The organism is Fontibacillus panacisegetis (assembly GCF_900102215.1).
In the GTDB taxonomy this organism is placed as follows: Bacteria; Bacillota; Bacilli; order Paenibacillales; family Paenibacillaceae; genus Fontibacillus; species Fontibacillus panacisegetis.
Genome location: NZ_FNBG01000009.1, coordinates 55,495 through 73,518 on the forward strand (window position 1 = coordinate 55,495; position 18,024 = coordinate 73,518).

General features: G+C 36.0%; 14 protein-coding genes. 2 read left to right on the plus strand and 12 right to left on the minus strand.

Annotated elements, in window-relative coordinates:
• Positions 1 to 194: 194 nt before the first annotated feature.
• The 9 genes from BLS49_RS09700 to BLS49_RS09735 all read right to left on the minus strand — a co-directional run bounded on the left by BLS49_RS09700 (position 195) and on the right by BLS49_RS09735 (position 13,744).
• Positions 195 to 3,338, minus strand: a complete 3,144-nt coding sequence (locus BLS49_RS09700) for a DEAD/DEAH box helicase (protein WP_091229045.1) — start codon at positions 3,336 to 3,338, stop codon at positions 195 to 197.
• Between the two features lie 188 nt (positions 3,339 to 3,526).
• Positions 3,527 to 5,344, minus strand: a complete 1,818-nt coding sequence (locus tag BLS49_RS09705) for an ABC transporter ATP-binding protein (protein WP_091229050.1) — start codon at positions 5,342 to 5,344, stop codon at positions 3,527 to 3,529.
• Positions 5,345 to 5,385: 41 nt separating this feature from the next.
• The gene (locus BLS49_RS09710; protein ID WP_091229053.1) at positions 5,386 to 7,164 is read right to left on the minus strand and encodes an ABC transporter ATP-binding protein; all 1,779 of its coding nucleotides are present in this window, start codon (positions 7,162 to 7,164) and stop codon (positions 5,386 to 5,388) included.
• A 43-nt stretch (positions 7,165 to 7,207) separates the two neighbouring features.
• Entirely contained in the window at positions 7,208 to 8,614 is a 1,407-nt protein-coding gene (papB, locus tag BLS49_RS09715) for a PapB family radical SAM/SPASM ranthipeptide maturase (RefSeq protein ID WP_175471360.1), read from the minus strand.
• Between the two features lie 100 nt (positions 8,615 to 8,714).
• The gene (locus BLS49_RS25515; RefSeq protein WP_281243721.1) at positions 8,715 to 8,849 is read right to left on the minus strand and encodes a hypothetical protein; all 135 of its coding nucleotides are present in this window, start codon (positions 8,847 to 8,849) and stop codon (positions 8,715 to 8,717) included.
• A 235-nt stretch (positions 8,850 to 9,084) separates the two neighbouring features.
• On the minus strand, positions 9,085 to 11,010 hold the full coding sequence (locus BLS49_RS09720; protein ID WP_175471361.1) for an ABC transporter permease: 1,926 nt from the start codon (positions 11,008 to 11,010) through the stop codon (positions 9,085 to 9,087).
• A 118-nt stretch (positions 11,011 to 11,128) separates the two neighbouring features.
• Positions 11,129 to 11,896: an ABC transporter ATP-binding protein gene (locus BLS49_RS09725; RefSeq protein WP_091229065.1), complete on the minus strand. Its 768-nt coding sequence runs from the start codon at positions 11,894 to 11,896 to the stop codon at positions 11,129 to 11,131.
• A 166-nt stretch (positions 11,897 to 12,062) separates the two neighbouring features.
• Positions 12,063 to 13,079: a sensor histidine kinase gene (locus BLS49_RS09730; protein WP_091229069.1), complete on the minus strand. Its 1,017-nt coding sequence runs from the start codon at positions 13,077 to 13,079 to the stop codon at positions 12,063 to 12,065.
• A complete protein-coding gene (locus BLS49_RS09735; RefSeq protein ID WP_091229075.1) occupies positions 13,076 to 13,744 on the minus strand; it encodes a response regulator transcription factor in 669 nt (222 codons plus the stop codon). The genes BLS49_RS09730 and BLS49_RS09735 overlap by 4 nt, the downstream gene beginning before the upstream one ends.
• 454 nt (positions 13,745 to 14,198) lie before the next feature.
• On the opposite strand from BLS49_RS09735, the gene BLS49_RS25765 reads away from it, so the two are divergent.
• Both BLS49_RS25765 and BLS49_RS09750 read left to right on the plus strand, forming a co-directional pair.
• Positions 14,199 to 14,522, plus strand: a complete 324-nt coding sequence (locus BLS49_RS25765; RefSeq protein ID WP_425432137.1) for a LytTR family DNA-binding domain-containing protein — start codon at positions 14,199 to 14,201, stop codon at positions 14,520 to 14,522.
• A 226-nt stretch (positions 14,523 to 14,748) separates the two neighbouring features.
• On the plus strand, positions 14,749 to 15,618 hold the full coding sequence (locus BLS49_RS09750; protein WP_091229080.1) for an AraC family transcriptional regulator: 870 nt from the start codon (positions 14,749 to 14,751) through the stop codon (positions 15,616 to 15,618).
• 9 nt (positions 15,619 to 15,627) lie between these two features.
• Here the strand turns inward: BLS49_RS09750 and BLS49_RS09755 are convergent, their stop codons facing one another.
• From BLS49_RS09755 to BLS49_RS09765, 3 genes are all read right to left on the minus strand, one after another.
• Entirely contained in the window at positions 15,628 to 16,911 is a 1,284-nt protein-coding gene (locus BLS49_RS09755) for an ABC transporter substrate-binding protein (protein WP_091229083.1), read from the minus strand.
• A gap of 142 nt (positions 16,912 to 17,053) precedes the next feature.
• Positions 17,054 to 17,575, minus strand: a complete 522-nt coding sequence (locus BLS49_RS09760) for a cysteine hydrolase family protein (RefSeq protein WP_091229270.1) — start codon at positions 17,573 to 17,575, stop codon at positions 17,054 to 17,056.
• 182 nt (positions 17,576 to 17,757) lie between these two features.
• On the minus strand, positions 17,758 to 18,021 hold the full coding sequence (locus BLS49_RS09765) for a NifU N-terminal domain-containing protein (protein ID WP_091229086.1): 264 nt from the start codon (positions 18,019 to 18,021) through the stop codon (positions 17,758 to 17,760).
• Positions 18,022 to 18,024 lie beyond the last annotated feature (3 nt).

The following is an 18,024-nucleotide window of genomic DNA, read 5'->3' on the forward strand; positions in this document are numbered from 1 at the left end:
CCATAAGTTCTTTATTACTGACAAAACAGTGTACTCTCCTGTTCAAAATTTTGTAATTCATCCCGCTCTCTCATCCTTGTCGGTAGTATTGTCAATCATCCGTTTTATTTCTTCACGATTCGCACTCATAGAAAGCACCACCTCCCATCACTAAATACATTATACTTTACCAAATGTAATGCTTTCTTCTCCCCCTACACAATACACTTATTCGCCGTCGCCACCATCTGTGGCGGCATCGCTTCACGCAATTGCCACACAAAGTTCATCGGTTTCCCGCCCGTATGACTGACATAGTCAGCTTCACCCAAGTAGACAAACGGTGAGGTATACCCGTTCTGCTCTTTATATTCCCGAACAAACAACGCAATCCGATTACCTGTTGTGCGGTGGTGGATATAGCGCTGTGCTGTCTTAGTATTTTCGGTTACACGACTTTGGGGCTGCCAATGGAACAGAACTTCATTAATGGCATAATCTTCATACAAGGTTGAAGGAGAGAAATCTTTATCCGATTTATTCAAAGTGATAAAGAAAATGTCCGTCTTCTCTGCCTCAAAATACTTAACCCCTTCACGGAAGGTTGGAGCCTGCTCCTCATTCCAATAACCAAACCCAGCTAATACCTGATCCATCGTATAGCTACAATGAAGATCGATGGGACAGGTAAAAGGAAACTCATTCTTTTTGTCTACAAAATCGAGATGGGCAGCGTTGTATTTAAAAATGTCTACAATTTCCTCACGGAACTGAGGATATGTCATAATCCGAGCTACACCATCCTCTATACTCTCGAATCCGTTCTTCTCAGGAGCTGACCTGTAGAATGTATAGTAGAACATAGCTAACATACGGCATTCTTCATCATTTTGCGGCTTTACCTCATTTTTTATATATGATAGTAAAAACTTCAGCCATGCTCGGGAATTAATGTTTAAAAGAGCAGGTATCCGCTTCACATATTCCTCTTGCTGCTCGAACTCAAATGGCTCTAGCACTTCGGCCTCAACCATAAGTCCACGGAAGAAACGTTTACCGCTGCGTCCCCCATATACCTCATACAGCGACATTCCGTAATACTGCACAAAGTTATCTAAAGTAAGGTCCTGACCTGTATCCTGTGTAAAATACTTCATTCTGTTGATCAGACTAGCCTTGTTGTTCGTTGCTTGTTTCAGGCTGCCCAGAATGTAATCCTTCGCCTGCTTTTCTAATTGAATGAACGTTCCGCGTGGTAGACTAGAGAATCCCTGTTCTACGTAGTGTTTCACGGAATGCTTGGTTCTGCCGAGCAACGCCCTGAATTTATCTTGAAAATTGTATTCCTTGTGAGCCTGTCCGATAAAATCCAGTACAGTAAGGCATTCCTTACCTTCAGCAAGTCTCAATCCCCGACCAAGCTGCTGCAGGAAGACGGTTAAGCTCTCCGTCGGACGCAGGAACAGAATCGTATTGACCTCTGGAATATCCACACCTTCGTTATACAAATCGACAACAAAGATCATTTTGATTTCGCCGCTAACGAGTAGTCCCTTCGCCTGCTTGCGTTCCTGATCTCCTGTATTCCCATGTAAAGCAAGCGATGGAATACCCGTTTCATTAAATACTTTTGCCATATACAGCGCATGTTCAACACTGACACAAAATCCAAGTCCTTTGACCTCTTCCAAATCCGTGACATATTTCCTTAGACTGTTCATGATTTGCGTTGTTCTAATTTTATTATGCGTATATAGCTTCTCTAGCTCGCCTAAGTCATAGCCTTTGCGAGACCATTTTACCTGCGACAAATCCGTAGTATCTGTAACGCCAAAATACTGAAAAGGACACAGCAGCTTTCGATCAATCGCATCTGTTAGCCGAATTTCCGCAGCAATATGTCCGTCGAAATATCCAACAATGTCTCTCCCATCCATCCGTTCCGGTGTAGCTGTTAAGCCAAGCAAAATCTCCGGTTTATAGTAGGTTAAGAGCTTCTGATACGATGGTGCAGCCGCATGGTGGAACTCATCCACAATGATATAATCGTAGAAATCGCTCGATGTTCGTTCCGTCAATTTTAGTGAATTAAAGCTTTGAATACTAATAAACAAATGATCCAGCGCATCTGCCTGATGTACGCCAACATGTAGCTCGCCAAAGTTCCAATCCTGCATAATGACACGAAACGTATCTCTGCTTTGCTGTAAAATCTCCTCCCGATGGGCAACGAATAGCAGCTTTGCTCCCGGATGGCTTTTACAGAATCTTTTATAATCAAAAGCGGAGATAACCGTCTTCCCTACTCCTGTCGCAGCTACCAGCAAATTTTTGTACCGACCGAACAACGTCCGCTGGGCTTCAAGTTTCTCCAATACCTCCCGCTGATAATCAAAAGGTGTTAGCTCAAAATGAACCTGCAGTGAAGACTGCTCCTTTTTTCGATTCAACGCTTCCTTAAGCTGAACCTCATGAGTCTCATTTTCAGGCTCGAACGGCTTAAACTCCCGATCATTCCAATAGCTCTCAAAGGTCGCCTCGATCTTCTTCAGCACATCATAGGAATCCTTCTCCGTCACCTTCACATTCCATTCAAGCCCGCTAGTTAGCGCTGGATTGGACAAATTTGAGGACCCAACATAAGCCGTCGTAAAACCTGTATTCCTTTTGAAAATATATGCTTTGGCGTGTAATCTGGTCTTGTCCGTGTCATAGGAAATTTGGATGCAGGTATTCGGAAGCTTACTCAGCTCCACGACGGCCTTATAGTCCGTCGCCTCCATGTATGTAGTCGTGATCACGCGCAGTCGTCCGCCTCCTGCCGTAAACTCCTGCAATTGCTCCATCAGACAACGAATTCCGCTCCATTTAATGAAGGAAACCAGCAAATCGATCTCATCTGACGTCACGATCTCACGCTGTAACTCATGCATCATATTCGGCTCCGCATGTGAGCCCGTGAACAGTGAACTTTGCGATAACGGTGTGGCAGGTCTTAGCACCTTCTGCTCTTTCAGGCCGCGAATATGATTCAGCTTGGAATAGACGTAGGTCAGCACTTCTCCCTGCTCATCCAGTCGAAGCTCGTTATACTCGTCCTCGCCTAACGTATCTTTAAGCGCCCCCATGATCTCATTGCATGTTCTCACCTGAGCCAGTACGGCCTCATGATCCTCACTCTGCTCCCGTACAACCTTCAAGGCCCGACGCGTCACCGCCGCCAGGTAAGTGGATAACAGCTTCCGCGCTTCCTCCGCATCCAGCTTTTCTTTCCCGACGTCATACATTTCCGGATCAAGTTCATCGAGCTGCTGCGAAGTTATATTGTTAATGATCTGTTCATATAGTCCTTGTTCCATATGGAATACCTCGTTTAAATAAGTGATATGTCTTTTTACCTACTCTCTTTTACAATATTCGACAGAAATAGGATAGATCCTCTTCTACCGAATTAATACTTACTTCAAGCCATCGATTGTAAGTACTAAGAACCTAAAGAAAATGACCTCATGCCTGTGAGGTCATTTTCTACTTAGATTCGGCGAGACTATGGGACAGTTACACCTTTATTTCTATCAGGAGCGACATAGTACTCAGCTTGTGTATCAAACATCTTTTTATAGTCTCCAAATTGATTTTTCATTAGTTCGTCATGATCGCCTAGCTCAACCAAGTGACCATTTTTGAAAACAGCGATTAAGTCACAAATTCTACAACTGGACAACCTATGCGATATATATATTGTAGTTTTATTTTCAGTCAAATCATTAAATCGAGTATATATGTCATATTCTGAAATAGGGTCAAGAGCTGCTGTAGGCTCATCAAGAATGACGATGGGTGCATTTTTGTACAATGCCCTTGCGATAGCTAACTTTTGAAGTTCCCCTCCAGATAGTTCAATCCCTTCTGAATCAAATAATTTGTACAAAGATGTCTCCAGTTCATAGGGCATTTTTCTAACCTTGTCTAATATTCCTGTCTTATCTAATACATTAAATATTTCCACATTTTTTTCATTTTCTCTTCCTATAGTTACATTAGCTTTAATTGATGTAGCCAAAAATCTGAAATCTTGAAATACCACAGAGAATAGCGTTAAATATTCTTCATAGTCGTAATCCTTGATATTCGTACCATTAAGAAAAATCCCCCCCTCTGTTGGTTCATACATTCTAGTCATGAGCTTAATTAATGTCGTCTTGCCAGCACCGTTAGCTCCGACAATAGATAAACGCTGGCCATGTCTAATTATCATGTTTATGTTCTTTAATGTATATTTTTCATCATTAGGATACTTAAAAGATACATTATCAAACTTAATTTCATATTGATCACTATGGGTAGTTTTATTGTTATTTCTCGATTTCTCACTAGGTAAATTTATAAATTCTACATAAGAGTTAATGTATATTAAACTTTGGTTTAAATCGATGATGTATCCTATTAATGTACTTATATTTTGACTTAACTTATAGATAGCTGATACATACATAGTGAATGCACCTATACTAATACTGAGATTAATTACTTTAAAAACCATAAAGCCGTAGATGCCAACTTGCTGGACAAGAATGATCAGTTCAATAAGCGCGGTTAACTTCGACTTTTTATTCGTTTGTTCAGTCATATTTTTTTTATTCTTTTCGATGTTCTCTTTACTTTTTTTCAAAAGTAAATTTTTCATATTATAAAGTCTAATATCTTTACCAAAGTTGAAATCAAGGATCGTTCTAAAAAAATAACTATACTCTCTGTTTATTGGCACAAGTTTATTCCAATATGTATATTGAATATGTTTTATTTTCTTTTGCAGCAAGCTATTTAACAATATTATGAATAGTATAATAATTATAATAAAACCGTTGAGACTTGAGATAATGTAACTTAGCCCTATGATAGTCATCAAAGATGTTACTATACCGATCATATTGTTAATGATACTAGGCATTCCCCCGGACACTGCAAAACTTTGATCTGCCTTTTCTTTTTTATCCAATATATTTGGGTTTTCTGTATATTCATAATCCATTTTCATCGTTTTATTTCCAATGACCACATTAAAGTCCTTATTGATTTTTATTGCTCTTGTTTCAATATAGTAATTAAGACCTGATTTTGCCACATGAAGAACTATACTCAATAAAGCTGCCCCTAATACGTATTTTATTAATAAAGGAACTTTACCCTCGCCAAGTAGTTCATCAATAATAAGTTGAGGAAATAGAATCGGGATAAATTGCAACATTGAATCTGTTAAAGTTACAAGAAATATAACCACAAATATAAATGCGGAATTCTTTTTTATGGTACTTAATAAGAATAAAAGTGACTTAATGCTTTTCTTATGTTTAAGTTTGTTCATGGATCTATCACCTCTTAAAAAAGCTAAGTCAGATCATATTTCTAAATAAAATACTGTGCTTGCATTCTGAACATGTTGGCATAGAGTCCATTCCTTTCAAGCAGATCACTATGCGTACCACATTCAACTATAGTCCCTTTATCAAATACAATAATCGAGTCACAAAATCTTGTACTAGATAACCTATGTGAAACATATATTGCTGTTTTATTGTTGGCAACTGTATTAAAATTGCTATAAATCTCGTGCTCTGCTAAAGGGTCAAGTGCAGCCGTTGGTTCGTCCAAAATGACAATAGGAGCATCTTTATACAACGCTCGCGCAATCGCCAGCTTTTGCTTCTCGCCGCCTGACAGATCTATACCGTTCTCATCAAAAATTTTAAGCAAGTTTGTATAAACCCCATTGGGGAGACTCTTTATTTTGTTTTCCAAGCCCGCTTTAAAAATCGAATCTATAACTTTAGCTTTATCTTCTATATTTAATTCTTGGAGAGAAACATTCTCCCATATGGAAAAGGCCAAAACTTTTACGTCTTGAAACACCACGGAGAACAAAGCGAAATACGTATCGGGAATGAATTCTTGTATATTTTTCCCGTCTAAATATATCGCTCCATCCGTTACTCCATACAATTTGAGCAGCAATTTGATAAAGGTTGTTTTTCCTGATCCATTTGGTCCAACAATAGCAATACGCTTCCCTTTTTCTATAATGGTAGATATATTTTCTAAAATATTTTGGTTTGAATTAGGATACTTGTAGAATACATTTTCAAATTTGATGTTGCTAATTATCTTCGTATCTAGGGAAAGTTTGTTCTCTTCTATTGGATTAGTATCCATATATAATTTATAATCCTTGATAATCATGAACTCTTTTAAAATCTCCGTGACAATTTGTATACATCGTCCTAAACTTTCAATAAGTCGGTTAATTGTTGAGAAAAACATTACTAAATCAGCGATCATAATTGACTTCACAATGACTCTATAAATTAAATATCCGTTAATAATTGCCAGTTGAATGGAATTTGTTACTATTGTAAAAATACTTGAGACTAAATATCTCCTCATAATCTGGGATTGAACGCTGACAATCTTATTACATATGGTTTCGTATTCACATCGAATCCACTTTGCCATATCATACAATCGAATATCCTTGGCATAAGTAAAGTCATTCATTATATTTTTCATATATTTTTCTTTTCTTTGTGTAGATGATAGTGCTACATTCAACTTTTGATCGTATTGTTTTGCACGAAAATCAACAAAAAAATTTAAACTCAAAATAAGAAAGATGAGGATTATCACAAAAAAATTAAGTTTGGATAATATCAAACCATAACCCAAAATACTTAAAATATTTGAAAGTAACTCGAAATGTTTTTTTAATACAGCCTCAAAGCCTTGACCCGTACTTGCAACCGCTCTCAAGGCTCTGTTATTTAGATCAAGATTTTCAGAATCTTCAAGGCTTTCAAATTCCTTCTGCATAGTTTTTTCCCAATGTTTCATAGTAAGTTCGTATCTAAAACTAACAAAACAAGGAACAGATTTTGCATTAAAATAGTTTTTAAGCATAATAATTAAGGTATATATTAAACTCGATATACCGATTATTAATAGTAAATGGCTCGCTCTACATGTTGTCATCAATTCTTCGATTAATAATTTAGGCATAATAATAAATACAAAAGGTAAGAGACTGGTCGTAATTGAAAATAAAGTATAATAAACAAGAAATTTACTTCCATGCTTATAGGCACTCACGAAAATATATCTAGTAATATAGATTAACTCTCGAACTATATTCACATCGGGCTCCTTCTTCCCCTTAGTTCAACCTTTATGGGAGAGTTCAAACCTTGCTAACTACTGTCAAATTGTTTTTAGTATTAAACAATCTTTCTTTCTCTTCATTGGTGAGCCTCAAATATACTTTTATTAGTTTTTCGTAGATGTTTCTTGTTAATTCACAAATATTTTCTGTCATTTCACCAACGCTTCCAGTGCTCATCAGATTTTCGTTTGGACACCCTCCGATACACAAATTACGTGCCCAACAATTACCACATTTTTTATGGTTGTCCACGTTTATTTCTTCAAGAAATGCCTCTCTTCTACTCACCGATGTGTAAACATTTCCCAATATATATTCTTTATTAGATACAAATCGATGACATGGATAGATATCTCCATTGATATCAATTGCATACATACTTCGTCCAACCCCGCAAGGAAGACTTCTAACATATCCTTTGTTGATTCTATGCATAAAACCATTAAGTATCGATAATTTTGAATACTTCACATAATCATTTTCCTTTATTAGATGTTCGAAGTGATCAATTAATCTATAATATTCTGCCGTTAAAGTCTTGTAATCATCATCAGATAATAAATTAAATGCAGGTGACATGGGAATAGCCCTAAAACCTAGCTCATGTAAATGATTAAAAGTCTCTACTAGATCAAACTGTTTATTTGTTATCGTAGCTCTAGCAGTCAATAATCCTTTTTGCCGCATATTTTTTGTTCTTCTTATAATTATTTCATATGATCCAATTTTGTTGTCAAAATATCGATTACTGTTATGCGTATTTTGATCTCCATCCACGCTAATCTGAACTGTAACTTTATTATTGACTAAATATTCTTCAATCTCTTTAGTAAGTAAAGTACCATTAGTGGTAGTTGTGAAACTGAAAGTCTTTCCTGTTTGTTCCTCTCTACTTCTACAATAAGAGATAATTGCTTTGAATAAGTCAAAATTTAACAATGGTTCTCCTCCAAAAAGGCATATTAGAAGTTTTTCTGATTTCGAATTTGTAATCAAATATTCAATTGATTGGATTGCAGTTTCCAAACTCATCTTACCTTTATCATAATATTCTCCCCCTTCACCGTAACAATAACTACATTTCATATTACACTCTTGAACAATCATTAACGTTAGAGATGATATTTCTTTCTCTATTTCTTTGTGTAACTGCGTTTTAATCAAATTATCATTTTCAGGAGATTCGATAAATTTAACATCTTTCATTTTTTGAAGCAGTTCATCAAATTCTTGTTTATCCAATAGCGAAGATACATTATCAAACGCTTCGGTGTATTCCTTCCTATCTTGGTTTAAAATTGCAATGGTTTTATTATCAATCTTAAATAATCCACTTTGGTTTACTGTATATAAATATAGTTCCCCCTGATCCTCAAATATTTTATATGGATAAAAGTTTAAGTTTTCTGAAGATACCTCATTCATCTTCATATCCCCTCTCTCAAAAAATAATTAAGGCTCTTAAAGTAGAATGCACTAAATATAAAACAAAGCATTCTTTAATAAGAGCCTTAATTTCAATGTGCTATGGTGTTACAAAATCTGCTTTTCCACCGTCACAAATGATACAGTCATTGTCTCCCTTATCACAGAAAAGACAAACACCCTGTGGTTCTACTGAACCATTTGATACGGAAATATGATTAATTTGCTCAAACATACTATTCCCTCCTCTCATTAGATAATAGATTTCATATGAATCAGGAAATAACTTGTAAATAAACCAGCATGTGAAAATTACCACTATCACATTTCTAAGTTATTTCCGTACTTTAAGGGTAGTATATATCATAAATAAAAACAACATTTTTTCCCTAAATAGACCTTATTTTTCCTTTAAATGATTTTTTTGTTAAATAAATCTTAAAATTTGACTTCTTAGGATACTCAAATGTTTATTTAGTCCTTAGATTTCTCTTAAAGCTGATTATTGTTGATGCAAAATAACATAAATAAATACCAACAATCATGATGAGTGTAATCAATATGTTGAATACAAAAAGCTTGGTTCCCACGTAGGCTTTTATTTCGTTAGCTTTATTTATGGAAAATTGATATAGAAATATCGAAAAAGCAAACAACGCTGTTATAAAAGGAATACTGAAGTAAATACCAATTTGTTTAAAAATAAGACCGTTCATTGCCTTGCGATCCACACCAAGTTTCTGCAAAATATCATATCTAGTTCTATGCTCCAAAGAATCTGATAGTTGCTGTAATGCAAGAAGAGTCAAGCAAATAATTAACAAGATAGTTCCACCATATAATCCAATAACTCTTATTAAAAGTGAACTGGTATTTCCATCATTCATTTGTTCTGTTTTCGTCCTTGTTGAAACAAAATCTTTAAATTCAGGATCATCTTGGTATTTCATGTATAAGGTTGAATACTCTTCCTTAAACCACGACTCAACAAAAGGATCAATCGTTGAAGCAAATGAGTAGCTTAATTCTTTAGTGGTATTAGCGTAAAAATTTATATTTGCAAGAAGCAATTTTTCACAAGCCTTGTCAGGCAGTACTATCGTGTAGTCACTATAGTCATTAAACACAGTCTCTCCAAGTGTTTCGGTATAATACTGGTTAACATTGGTTTGTAACGATTGGATGTCCGTTTGGATACTGGGATTATCCTCAATAAATTTTCTTATATCACGGTCTGGAATTTTTTCATCCCATTGCATCGCAAACTCATCTTCTTCTATACTGATTGGATCGTAACCTGCCATTTTTCTAAGTTGATTAAAGTCACTTAATGAAATGGCAAGAGCAGGAAAGTTAGTTTTTCGTCTCTTATAAAAATCTTCCTCACTTAAAAAGTACATTTCAACAGAGACATACTCCTTGACATTAAATTCACTGTCATTGATATATTTATACACTTCTGCATAATCAATTTGAGGAAGATCCCCCTTCTCTGAAATGGAGTTATATACGTTATTAATTTGAACATCAAAAACACTCCGATATGCAAGATAACCTTTTGCCCATTCAGAGAGTACAGGGCTAATGACAAAACAAATTATGGAACCAAGCAACGTTAGTGTAACTGTAGCCATCATCATTGATGTTGTATTCATTTTAGAAAGCACGCTACCTAACAAAAACAAATTTGTATGCTTATATTTTAATCGGATAAGTTTATCCTTAATAAGAATCATAATATACGCAAAAGAATAGAACAGAGCATACGTTCCTAAAACGCCAGCTACTATAGTCTGAAGTAAAATTTGGTTTTTAATGGACACATCCACGGTTAAGAGATGTTGGATTTCGATATACCTCTCTAAATTAAAAAAGGCGAATACAAAGCATGCTAAAGATACCATGGCGATCACCACATAAAACCATTTACCTCTTACAAACTGAATTTCAGTCTTCTTCTCATCATTGAACATGTCGATTAGTTTAATCTTTGACAAGTGTTTCATGTTAAACAACCCGATGAAGACAATAATGGTTAGAAAGAAAATAAACGTCGACAATATCGTATCAGGATAGAACCTGAAACCAAAAACGATGTTGCTATCAATAGTAGTCAGGATTAAGGCCGTTAGTGCTTGTGTAATTAAACTACCTAGAAAAATCCCCATTACAACTGAGCACAATAACATAATTAATGTTTCAATAAAGAACATGACTGCTACCTTTCTCTGTTCAATGCCCAATAAAATATAAGTAGCAAACTCTCTTTTTCTTCTTTTAATCATATATTTGTTAACTTGATATACTAGAAAAATTAGAATGCCTGAAATAAGATAGGTTGCATAATTTATATAGGTGTAGAAATTCTCAAGATTATATTTATCATTCGTAGTCAATTCATACCACCTGCTGGATAAAGAGCTAAATGCATAAAAAAAACTCACAGACAAAGTCAAGGTTACAAAATAAATTAAGTAGTCCATGATGGATCGTTTTGCATTCCGAAAAGATAATTTAGCGTACACCTCCTACATCACCTCCAAGTAAGGCTATCGTATCCAAAATTTGATTGAAAAACTGTTTACGGGTTTGATCACCTTTAATCATCTCAGTGAACATAGTGCCATCCTTAATAAATAAAATTCGTTTACAATAACTTGCAGCAAACGCATCATGTGTAACCATCAGTATCGTGGTTTCCAATGTTTTATTCAAATCAGATATGGTTTCCAGCAGCATTTGGGCGGATTTTGAATCTAGCGCACCAGTAGGCTCGTCAGCAAGAATTAGCTTAGGTGTTGTGACAACAGCTCTGGCACAAGCTACTCGCTGTTTTTGTCCGCCTGAAACTTCATAAGGATATTTGTTTAACAACTCGTCAATTCCAAGCTTAATTGCAATCTTTAAGACCATTTCATTAATCAAGCTTGGTTCATAGTTATTAATTGTTAAAGCTAAAGCAATGTTTTCCTGAATCGTAAGTGTATCCAGCAGATTGAAATCTTGAAAAACAAACCCTAAGTTTTTGCGCCTAAAGGCAGCAATTTCTTTAGAACGCATCTCCGTAATATCCTGGCCATCGATATAGATATGACCTGCACTAACTTGATCAATAGTTGCAATCACATTTAACAAAGTTGTCTTTCCAGAACCGGATGGTCCCATAACCCCGATGAATTCTCCATTTACAACCGAAAAACTAATATCATCAATCGCTTTTGTAACACTGGATTTTCCGCCATAATATTTCTCAATATTTACTAATTCCAATACTGGTTTCACACGAATCCCCTCCACTTCTTACATTAAAACTTTTTAGATTGTAGTTGTATAAAGTAAGATTACGCTAATCTTACATTTCCGTAAGTATGCTTTCCAAACACTAATGAAAAAGAAGCTCTCGACATTACCAACTTTTATTGGTAGTCGAATAGCTTCCTTACAAACACTAATTTGAGAATTTAACCAAAGTCCCCTTTGGGAAAAAAACAAATACCTTGGTATATTCCTGTTCTTTAGATTCGATGTCAAGGACTAACCCTAACTTTTCACACATTTGTTGGCATAGATAGAGCCCGATACCAGTAGATTTCTGATGATTCCTTCCATTACTGCCTGTAAAGTATTTCTCGAATACTCGTGGCAGTTCATGACTAGCAATCCCTAATCCGTTATCTTCAATAACTAGCATCACACCATTTTTTTGATCTTTAGCATGGATAAATATAGTTGGAGAATTGTTACGTCTATACTTAATCGAATTTATTAATAATTGGTTCACGATGAACTCAACCCATTTATGATCTGAATAAACCATTTTCTCAAGACCATCAAGTTGTATTTTTATTCGATTTTGAATGAACATTTGCTTGTTTTTTACTAACACTACATGTACACAGGACGACAAGGAACATTCTTTAATTAAATAATCTTTTTCTATATGATCACTGCGAGCATAAAACAAAACCTGTTCTACATAGTGATCAATAAGCTCTAGCTCTGAGAGTATAAGTCGTGTTCTTTCTGACTTATGATTTTCTCCACTTAGCTTAATTGCTGAAATGGGCGTCTTTATCTCATGAACCCATTGCTCAATATATTCTTTGTATTCCTTTCGGTCATTTTTAATCATCGTTATTTCCTCAAGCATCGATTTACTGGCCTTTTTTAACAGAAAATAATAAGGTAATGAGTCAGAGTATCGGGGAATTTCTATAATCTCAGAGATTAGATGCTTTTTCTCTAAACCCTCTACAATATGAAATAAATTATCATAATATTTTCTTCTTGATAGGTATTGAAATGCATAAAACGAAAACATAATTAGATGCCAAAGGAAAAAAATTAGACTGACAAGTTCTATTGAATTACCAATACTCATCAATAGTAATGTTAACAAGATAGAACAGATAATATTCAATACTATAGCAGGGATTTTGTCACGAAAGAAAGAGACTGCTCTCATACCTGGTACCCCTGTCCACGTTTAGTTTGTATGAAGTGATTCACTCCCAAGCCTTCAAGCTTACTTCGTAGCCTCGTAACATTCACACTTAGAGTATTATCATCTACGAACAATTCACTATCCCACAAGTGCTCAATAATATCACTTCTTGAAACAATGATCCCCTTATTTGCAATTAAATAATGTAGTATTTTCAGTTCATTTCTAGTAAGATCCACACTCTTTGAGTCATACTCTACACGGCTAGACAACACATGTAGTTCAACTCCATTATGCATTACCACTTCCCCTAAATTTGACTTCGGATAGGTTCTTTTCAAAAGTGCAGATATTCTTGCTAGAAGTACAGCACTATTGTAGGGCTTGCTGACAAAATCATCTCCTCCTATAGTGATGCTCATCAGCTCATCCAAATCGGAATTACGACTAGTTACAAAAATGATTGGAAGATTTGAAAAACGGCGAATTTCAGTACAGAGCGTATATCCATCTATTTCCGGAAGATTAATATCAAGAAGCAACAAATGAGGCAGCGTTGTTTGAACCAATCCAGGCAATTCATCGAATTCAGACGGTATTATGACCCTATATCCATTTCTCGTCAACAATTCCGAAAGCTCATTTCTAATATGTATGCTGTCTTCAACAATCATAATTTTATACATGTATGTTCTCCCGCCTTAAGGTATTGTCTATTTGCATGTCTCTCGCTATTTATATTATACTATCATTATCAGGAAAAATTTACATTATATATAAAAAGATATAGAAAGAACGGTGGAAAAGCATGATGAATATCATAATTTGTGAAAACGATCACAAAAATGCAGATGAACTGCAGCTAATAATTAATGAAATTATACATAACTCCTACCTTGAAATGAATATCATGTTAAACACTAATAATCCGGACCTATTAATAAATGATGTTAGATTAAACACTAATAAAAACTGCATCTATTTTCTAAGCGTATAAAAGCAATTGATTATATATGGAGAGTTAATTCACCTAATTTCAAAAAAAGAATTTCAGATTGTTTAATAGCCGTTACTAATGATTTTCGTAAAATTACTGTCTTTCAAGAAAATAGAATTATAGTTGATACAGGTTGCAAGATTATTAAATTTAACCCTGATGAAATAATTTTTTTTGAAACAGATGTAGATCATAGAATCAAGGTTCATACATTAGATGGTCAAATAAAATTTTATGGAGCATTAAAAAAAATACAAAAGGTTTTACCCGAATATTTTTATAAAGTTCATCGTTCTTATATTGTTAATACAAAACATATAAAAGTAATAGACAAAAGTAATAATATATTATATTTAACCAACAAAGAAGAATGTTATGTATCAAAACCCTACATGCAGAGTTTAATAAATTTCCTTCTTCCTACATCATCTACACTAGCAAGCAAGTCCAAAAACCAGCACAAATGAAAAAACTCCTAATGCCTCTCCGCTTCATATTTATCAATTCGATCCTGATCTGCAATTTTCTAATTTGATTCAATCCTTTGATCTAATCATTCTTCCCCCATCATTTTATCTCTTTATCCTATAGTCAATGAACCAACCTCCCAAATAATGCACAAAAAGTCGGGTCAATCTCCGCAACTCCTGTTATTCTACACTTAGTGAAAGGAGTGATGGATATGCTGGAAAGGTGAATCAAGCCTTAAGCTATATAGAAGAACAACTGGACAGTGAAATTGATTATAAAGAGGTCGCGAGATTGGCCTATTGCTCGGAATACCATTTTAAAAGGATGTTTTCTTTTCTGTCCGGTATTACGCTGTCTGAATACATTCGTCGCAGACGTCTTACCCTCGCGGCACTTGAGCTTCAAAGCAACAACGTAAAGATCATTGATGTGGCTCTAAAATACGGATATAGCTCTCCCGATGCATTTACTAGGGCTTTTCAGAGTTTACATGGAGTGACTCCATCCGAGGCTAAACATCATAATCAATTTCTTAAATCATTTCCACGCATGACATTTCAACTATCTATTCAAGGGGGAACTGAAATGAACTATCGTATTGTTGAAAAAGAGGCTTTTCATATCGTAGGGATCAAAAGGCGAGTGCCTATTCAGTTTAATGGGGTAAACCCCGTAATTGCCGAGATGTGGAGCAGCCTGGATATGGAAACCATCACACTCCTCAAGGAATTATCCGATGTCGAGCCTAAAGGACTCATTAGCGCATCCACGAATTTTTCAGAAGGCAGAATGGAGGAGCAAGGAAATTTAGATCATTTTATCGGTGTAACAACTACGAGAGAATGCCCTGCTCATTTGACACAACTAGACGTTCAAGCATCCACATGGGCTGTGTTCGAATCGGTTGGCCCTTTTCCAGAGACACTGCAGAATATTTGGGGACGCATCTATTCCGAATGGTTTCCATCCTCCAGCTACGAGATATCGAAGGGTCCCGAGATTTTATGGAACGAGCATAAAGATATGTCCTCTCCAAAATACAGAAGTGAAATATGGATTCCAATTTCCAAAACTGCATATACAGCGGAGTAAGAAAACATCTTACTCCATCTCCACTCCCCCAGCCTTCAATATCGCCTCCCCCTTCTCCTTAATATTCGTAATCGTATGATCAACGGACTGATTATCTGAGAACATCTCGTTCAACTCATTCAGCACCATCAAATAGAACGGTCTCCTGACTTCGGTTGGCAGATCAGTACTGTAAAACATGCGTTGATTACGGGTTATTTTATAGAATGGTTCGAGTGGGACTCCGCTGGCTTCCTTAGAGTATTCGGTTCGGGTATACAGTATTTTCTCATGTTTCGAACGAATTTTGGCATAGGTATCTCCATTAATCACCTTGATAACCTCCCAAGCCTCTTGTTTACGATTCGAGTTTATATTGATACCAAAGATCGTGTCCGCTCGAAGCGAATACGCAGAATCAGGATCTTTGGGGTCAACTGGCAAGGTTACTATACCCAGATTGAATTTCTTGCCAGCAGCGTTATATCTATTGATCACATCTGTAGATCCCGTGGTTATGGCTGAATACCCGTTTGCAAACAAATCCTTTTTAGATAACTCAGGATCTAATTGATCAGCTGTCTCACGAACTGCAAGATTGTGCTGCTGTACTGCTTGATTCACCTGCTCGAATACGCCCTTCCAAAAGGGCTCATCCTTCAAAATTTGAATCTCCTGTTTATGATCTGAGCTGATTATCCTTTGAGAATACGTTTTACCAACAATTTCGATTAGGTCATAAGCTGAAGATTCATCTGAAAAACCATATACACCTTCGACATTGTGGAACTGGGAGACCGTCGAGAATACTTCATCCCAGGTCATTTGATCCTGTGGCTCATCAATCCGATATGTATCAAACAAATCCTTATTATAGAAGAGTACCATGTTAGAAAATGTGGGGGATAATCCGTATAGCTTCTTCTCTTCATTATTTCGCAGCATATCAATAACACCCTGATGCATGGATGAAATATCATAATGCTCCCTTTTGATCAAGGTATCTATTTCAGCCAGCATTCCTGCTTCTATGAACTGTAAATATTCGTCATGATTTCTCATAAAGATGACATCAGGATTCTTTTGTTTGACATAATCGATTAATTCCTTCGTTGTCCCCCCATTCAGATATACGATCTCATAATCTAGCTCAGGTAGTGCCGTTGAAACAAATGAACCATAGTCATCATCAAACATTTTGTCGTCCCAGTATAAAATTTTCTGCTTACCTTCAATCGATTCAGTTTCAGCAGATGGTGAACAACCTGCAAGCAGCAAAATGACAGCCAGAAATAAAATCATTCGATTTTTCATAGTAACATTCCCTCTTTTAGAATAATTCCCAATATTTTATAAAATGAACGAGCCACCCTTCCATAAAGTTACAGACAGCACAAAAATAGCCTTAGTCCGGTGTAATACCGAGCCAAGGCTGTTATATTAACGAAACATACTCCTATTCCCCATATTCTTTAATCGTAAGAAAACGATTGTTCCAAATACCTTCATGATGACGAATAATTTCATCGGCTTTGAGGATAGCGCTGCTGATCGTGCTTTGTGTATTCTTATACAATATATTATTTTGAAAACCTAAGCTATATGCTGCTCTGATCGTCGTATCGAGGCAAAATTCGGTCTGTGCGCCAGCGATAATAAGCTGTTCAATACCGTTAGCTTTCAGGTAATCCAATAGTTCCGTTTGATAAAATGCATCCCATCTTGTTTTTTGGATCACTTTATCTGCAGGAGATCGCAATAAATTTTTATGCAGCTGCCAGTCTTCTGACCCTTCAAAGAACTCATCCTGCTCATCTTGAGTGGTATGTTGAATAAAGATCACCGGGATATCCTTTTGGCGCGCCTGTTCGATTAATCCATTGATGTTGCTAACTACCAGGTCACTTTGATACAAAAAATTTTGAGAGTGATTAAAAAATGCTTCTTGCATATCAACGATCATTAAAGCTTGCTTCATCATTAAGATCACGTCCTATACAGATTTTCTACTAGCAGCTTACAAAACATCCGTCATAAATTCAATTTCGACCGATAAACCAAGCATCTGGTTCGATTCACCCTATACCTTCAAAAATCAGAATATGTACATAAAAAAAACTGACACCAAACACATATAGATGTCAGTTCACTTCATTATGCCTATAACTCCGCAAAAACCTTCTCTACCTGTGGCAAAATGTCATCCCAATCCGCCTCAGGCTTTTTGCTCACCGTGACAAAGTCCTTGATTCCAAAAATGTTATCAACGCCTTCAATACTTAGCAGCGCCTTAGCCAATGGATGTTCGGTTTCGTCGCCGACTTTTAACGAGGTACTTTTGGGTCCTTCAAAAAGAGTCTCGCTCGCGTTAATTTTGACTGAATTGGGGTTAGGTGTGTCCTGAACATGAATTTGAATAGCCATGAA

Coding starts and splice junctions, on each gene's coding strand:
- BLS49_RS09755 (WP_091229083.1), bottom strand. CDS start 16,911: ATGAAAAATCGAATGATTTTATTTCTGGCTGTCATTTTGCTGCTTGCA.
- BLS49_RS09735 (WP_091229075.1), bottom strand. CDS start 13,744: ATGTATAAAATTATGATTGTTGAAGACAGCATACATATTAGAAATGAG.
- BLS49_RS09765 (WP_091229086.1), bottom strand. CDS start 18,021: ATGGCTATTCAAATTCATGTTCAGGACACACCTAACCCCAATTCAGTC.
- BLS49_RS09700 (WP_091229045.1), bottom strand. CDS start 3,338: ATGGAACAAGGACTATATGAACAGATCATTAACAATATAACTTCGCAG.
- BLS49_RS09730 (WP_091229069.1), bottom strand. CDS start 13,079: ATGAGAGCAGTCTCTTTCTTTCGTGACAAAATCCCTGCTATAGTATTG.
- BLS49_RS09705 (WP_091229050.1), bottom strand. CDS start 5,344: ATGAACAAACTTAAACATAAGAAAAGCATTAAGTCACTTTTATTCTTA.
- papB (WP_175471360.1), bottom strand. CDS start 8,614: ATGAATGAGGTATCTTCAGAAAACTTAAACTTTTATCCATATAAAATA.
- BLS49_RS09760 (WP_091229270.1), bottom strand. CDS start 17,575: ATGAAGCAAGCTTTAATGATCGTTGATATGCAAGAAGCATTTTTTAAT.
- BLS49_RS25515 (WP_281243721.1), bottom strand. CDS start 8,849: ATGTTTGAGCAAATTAATCATATTTCCGTATCAAATGGTTCAGTAGAA.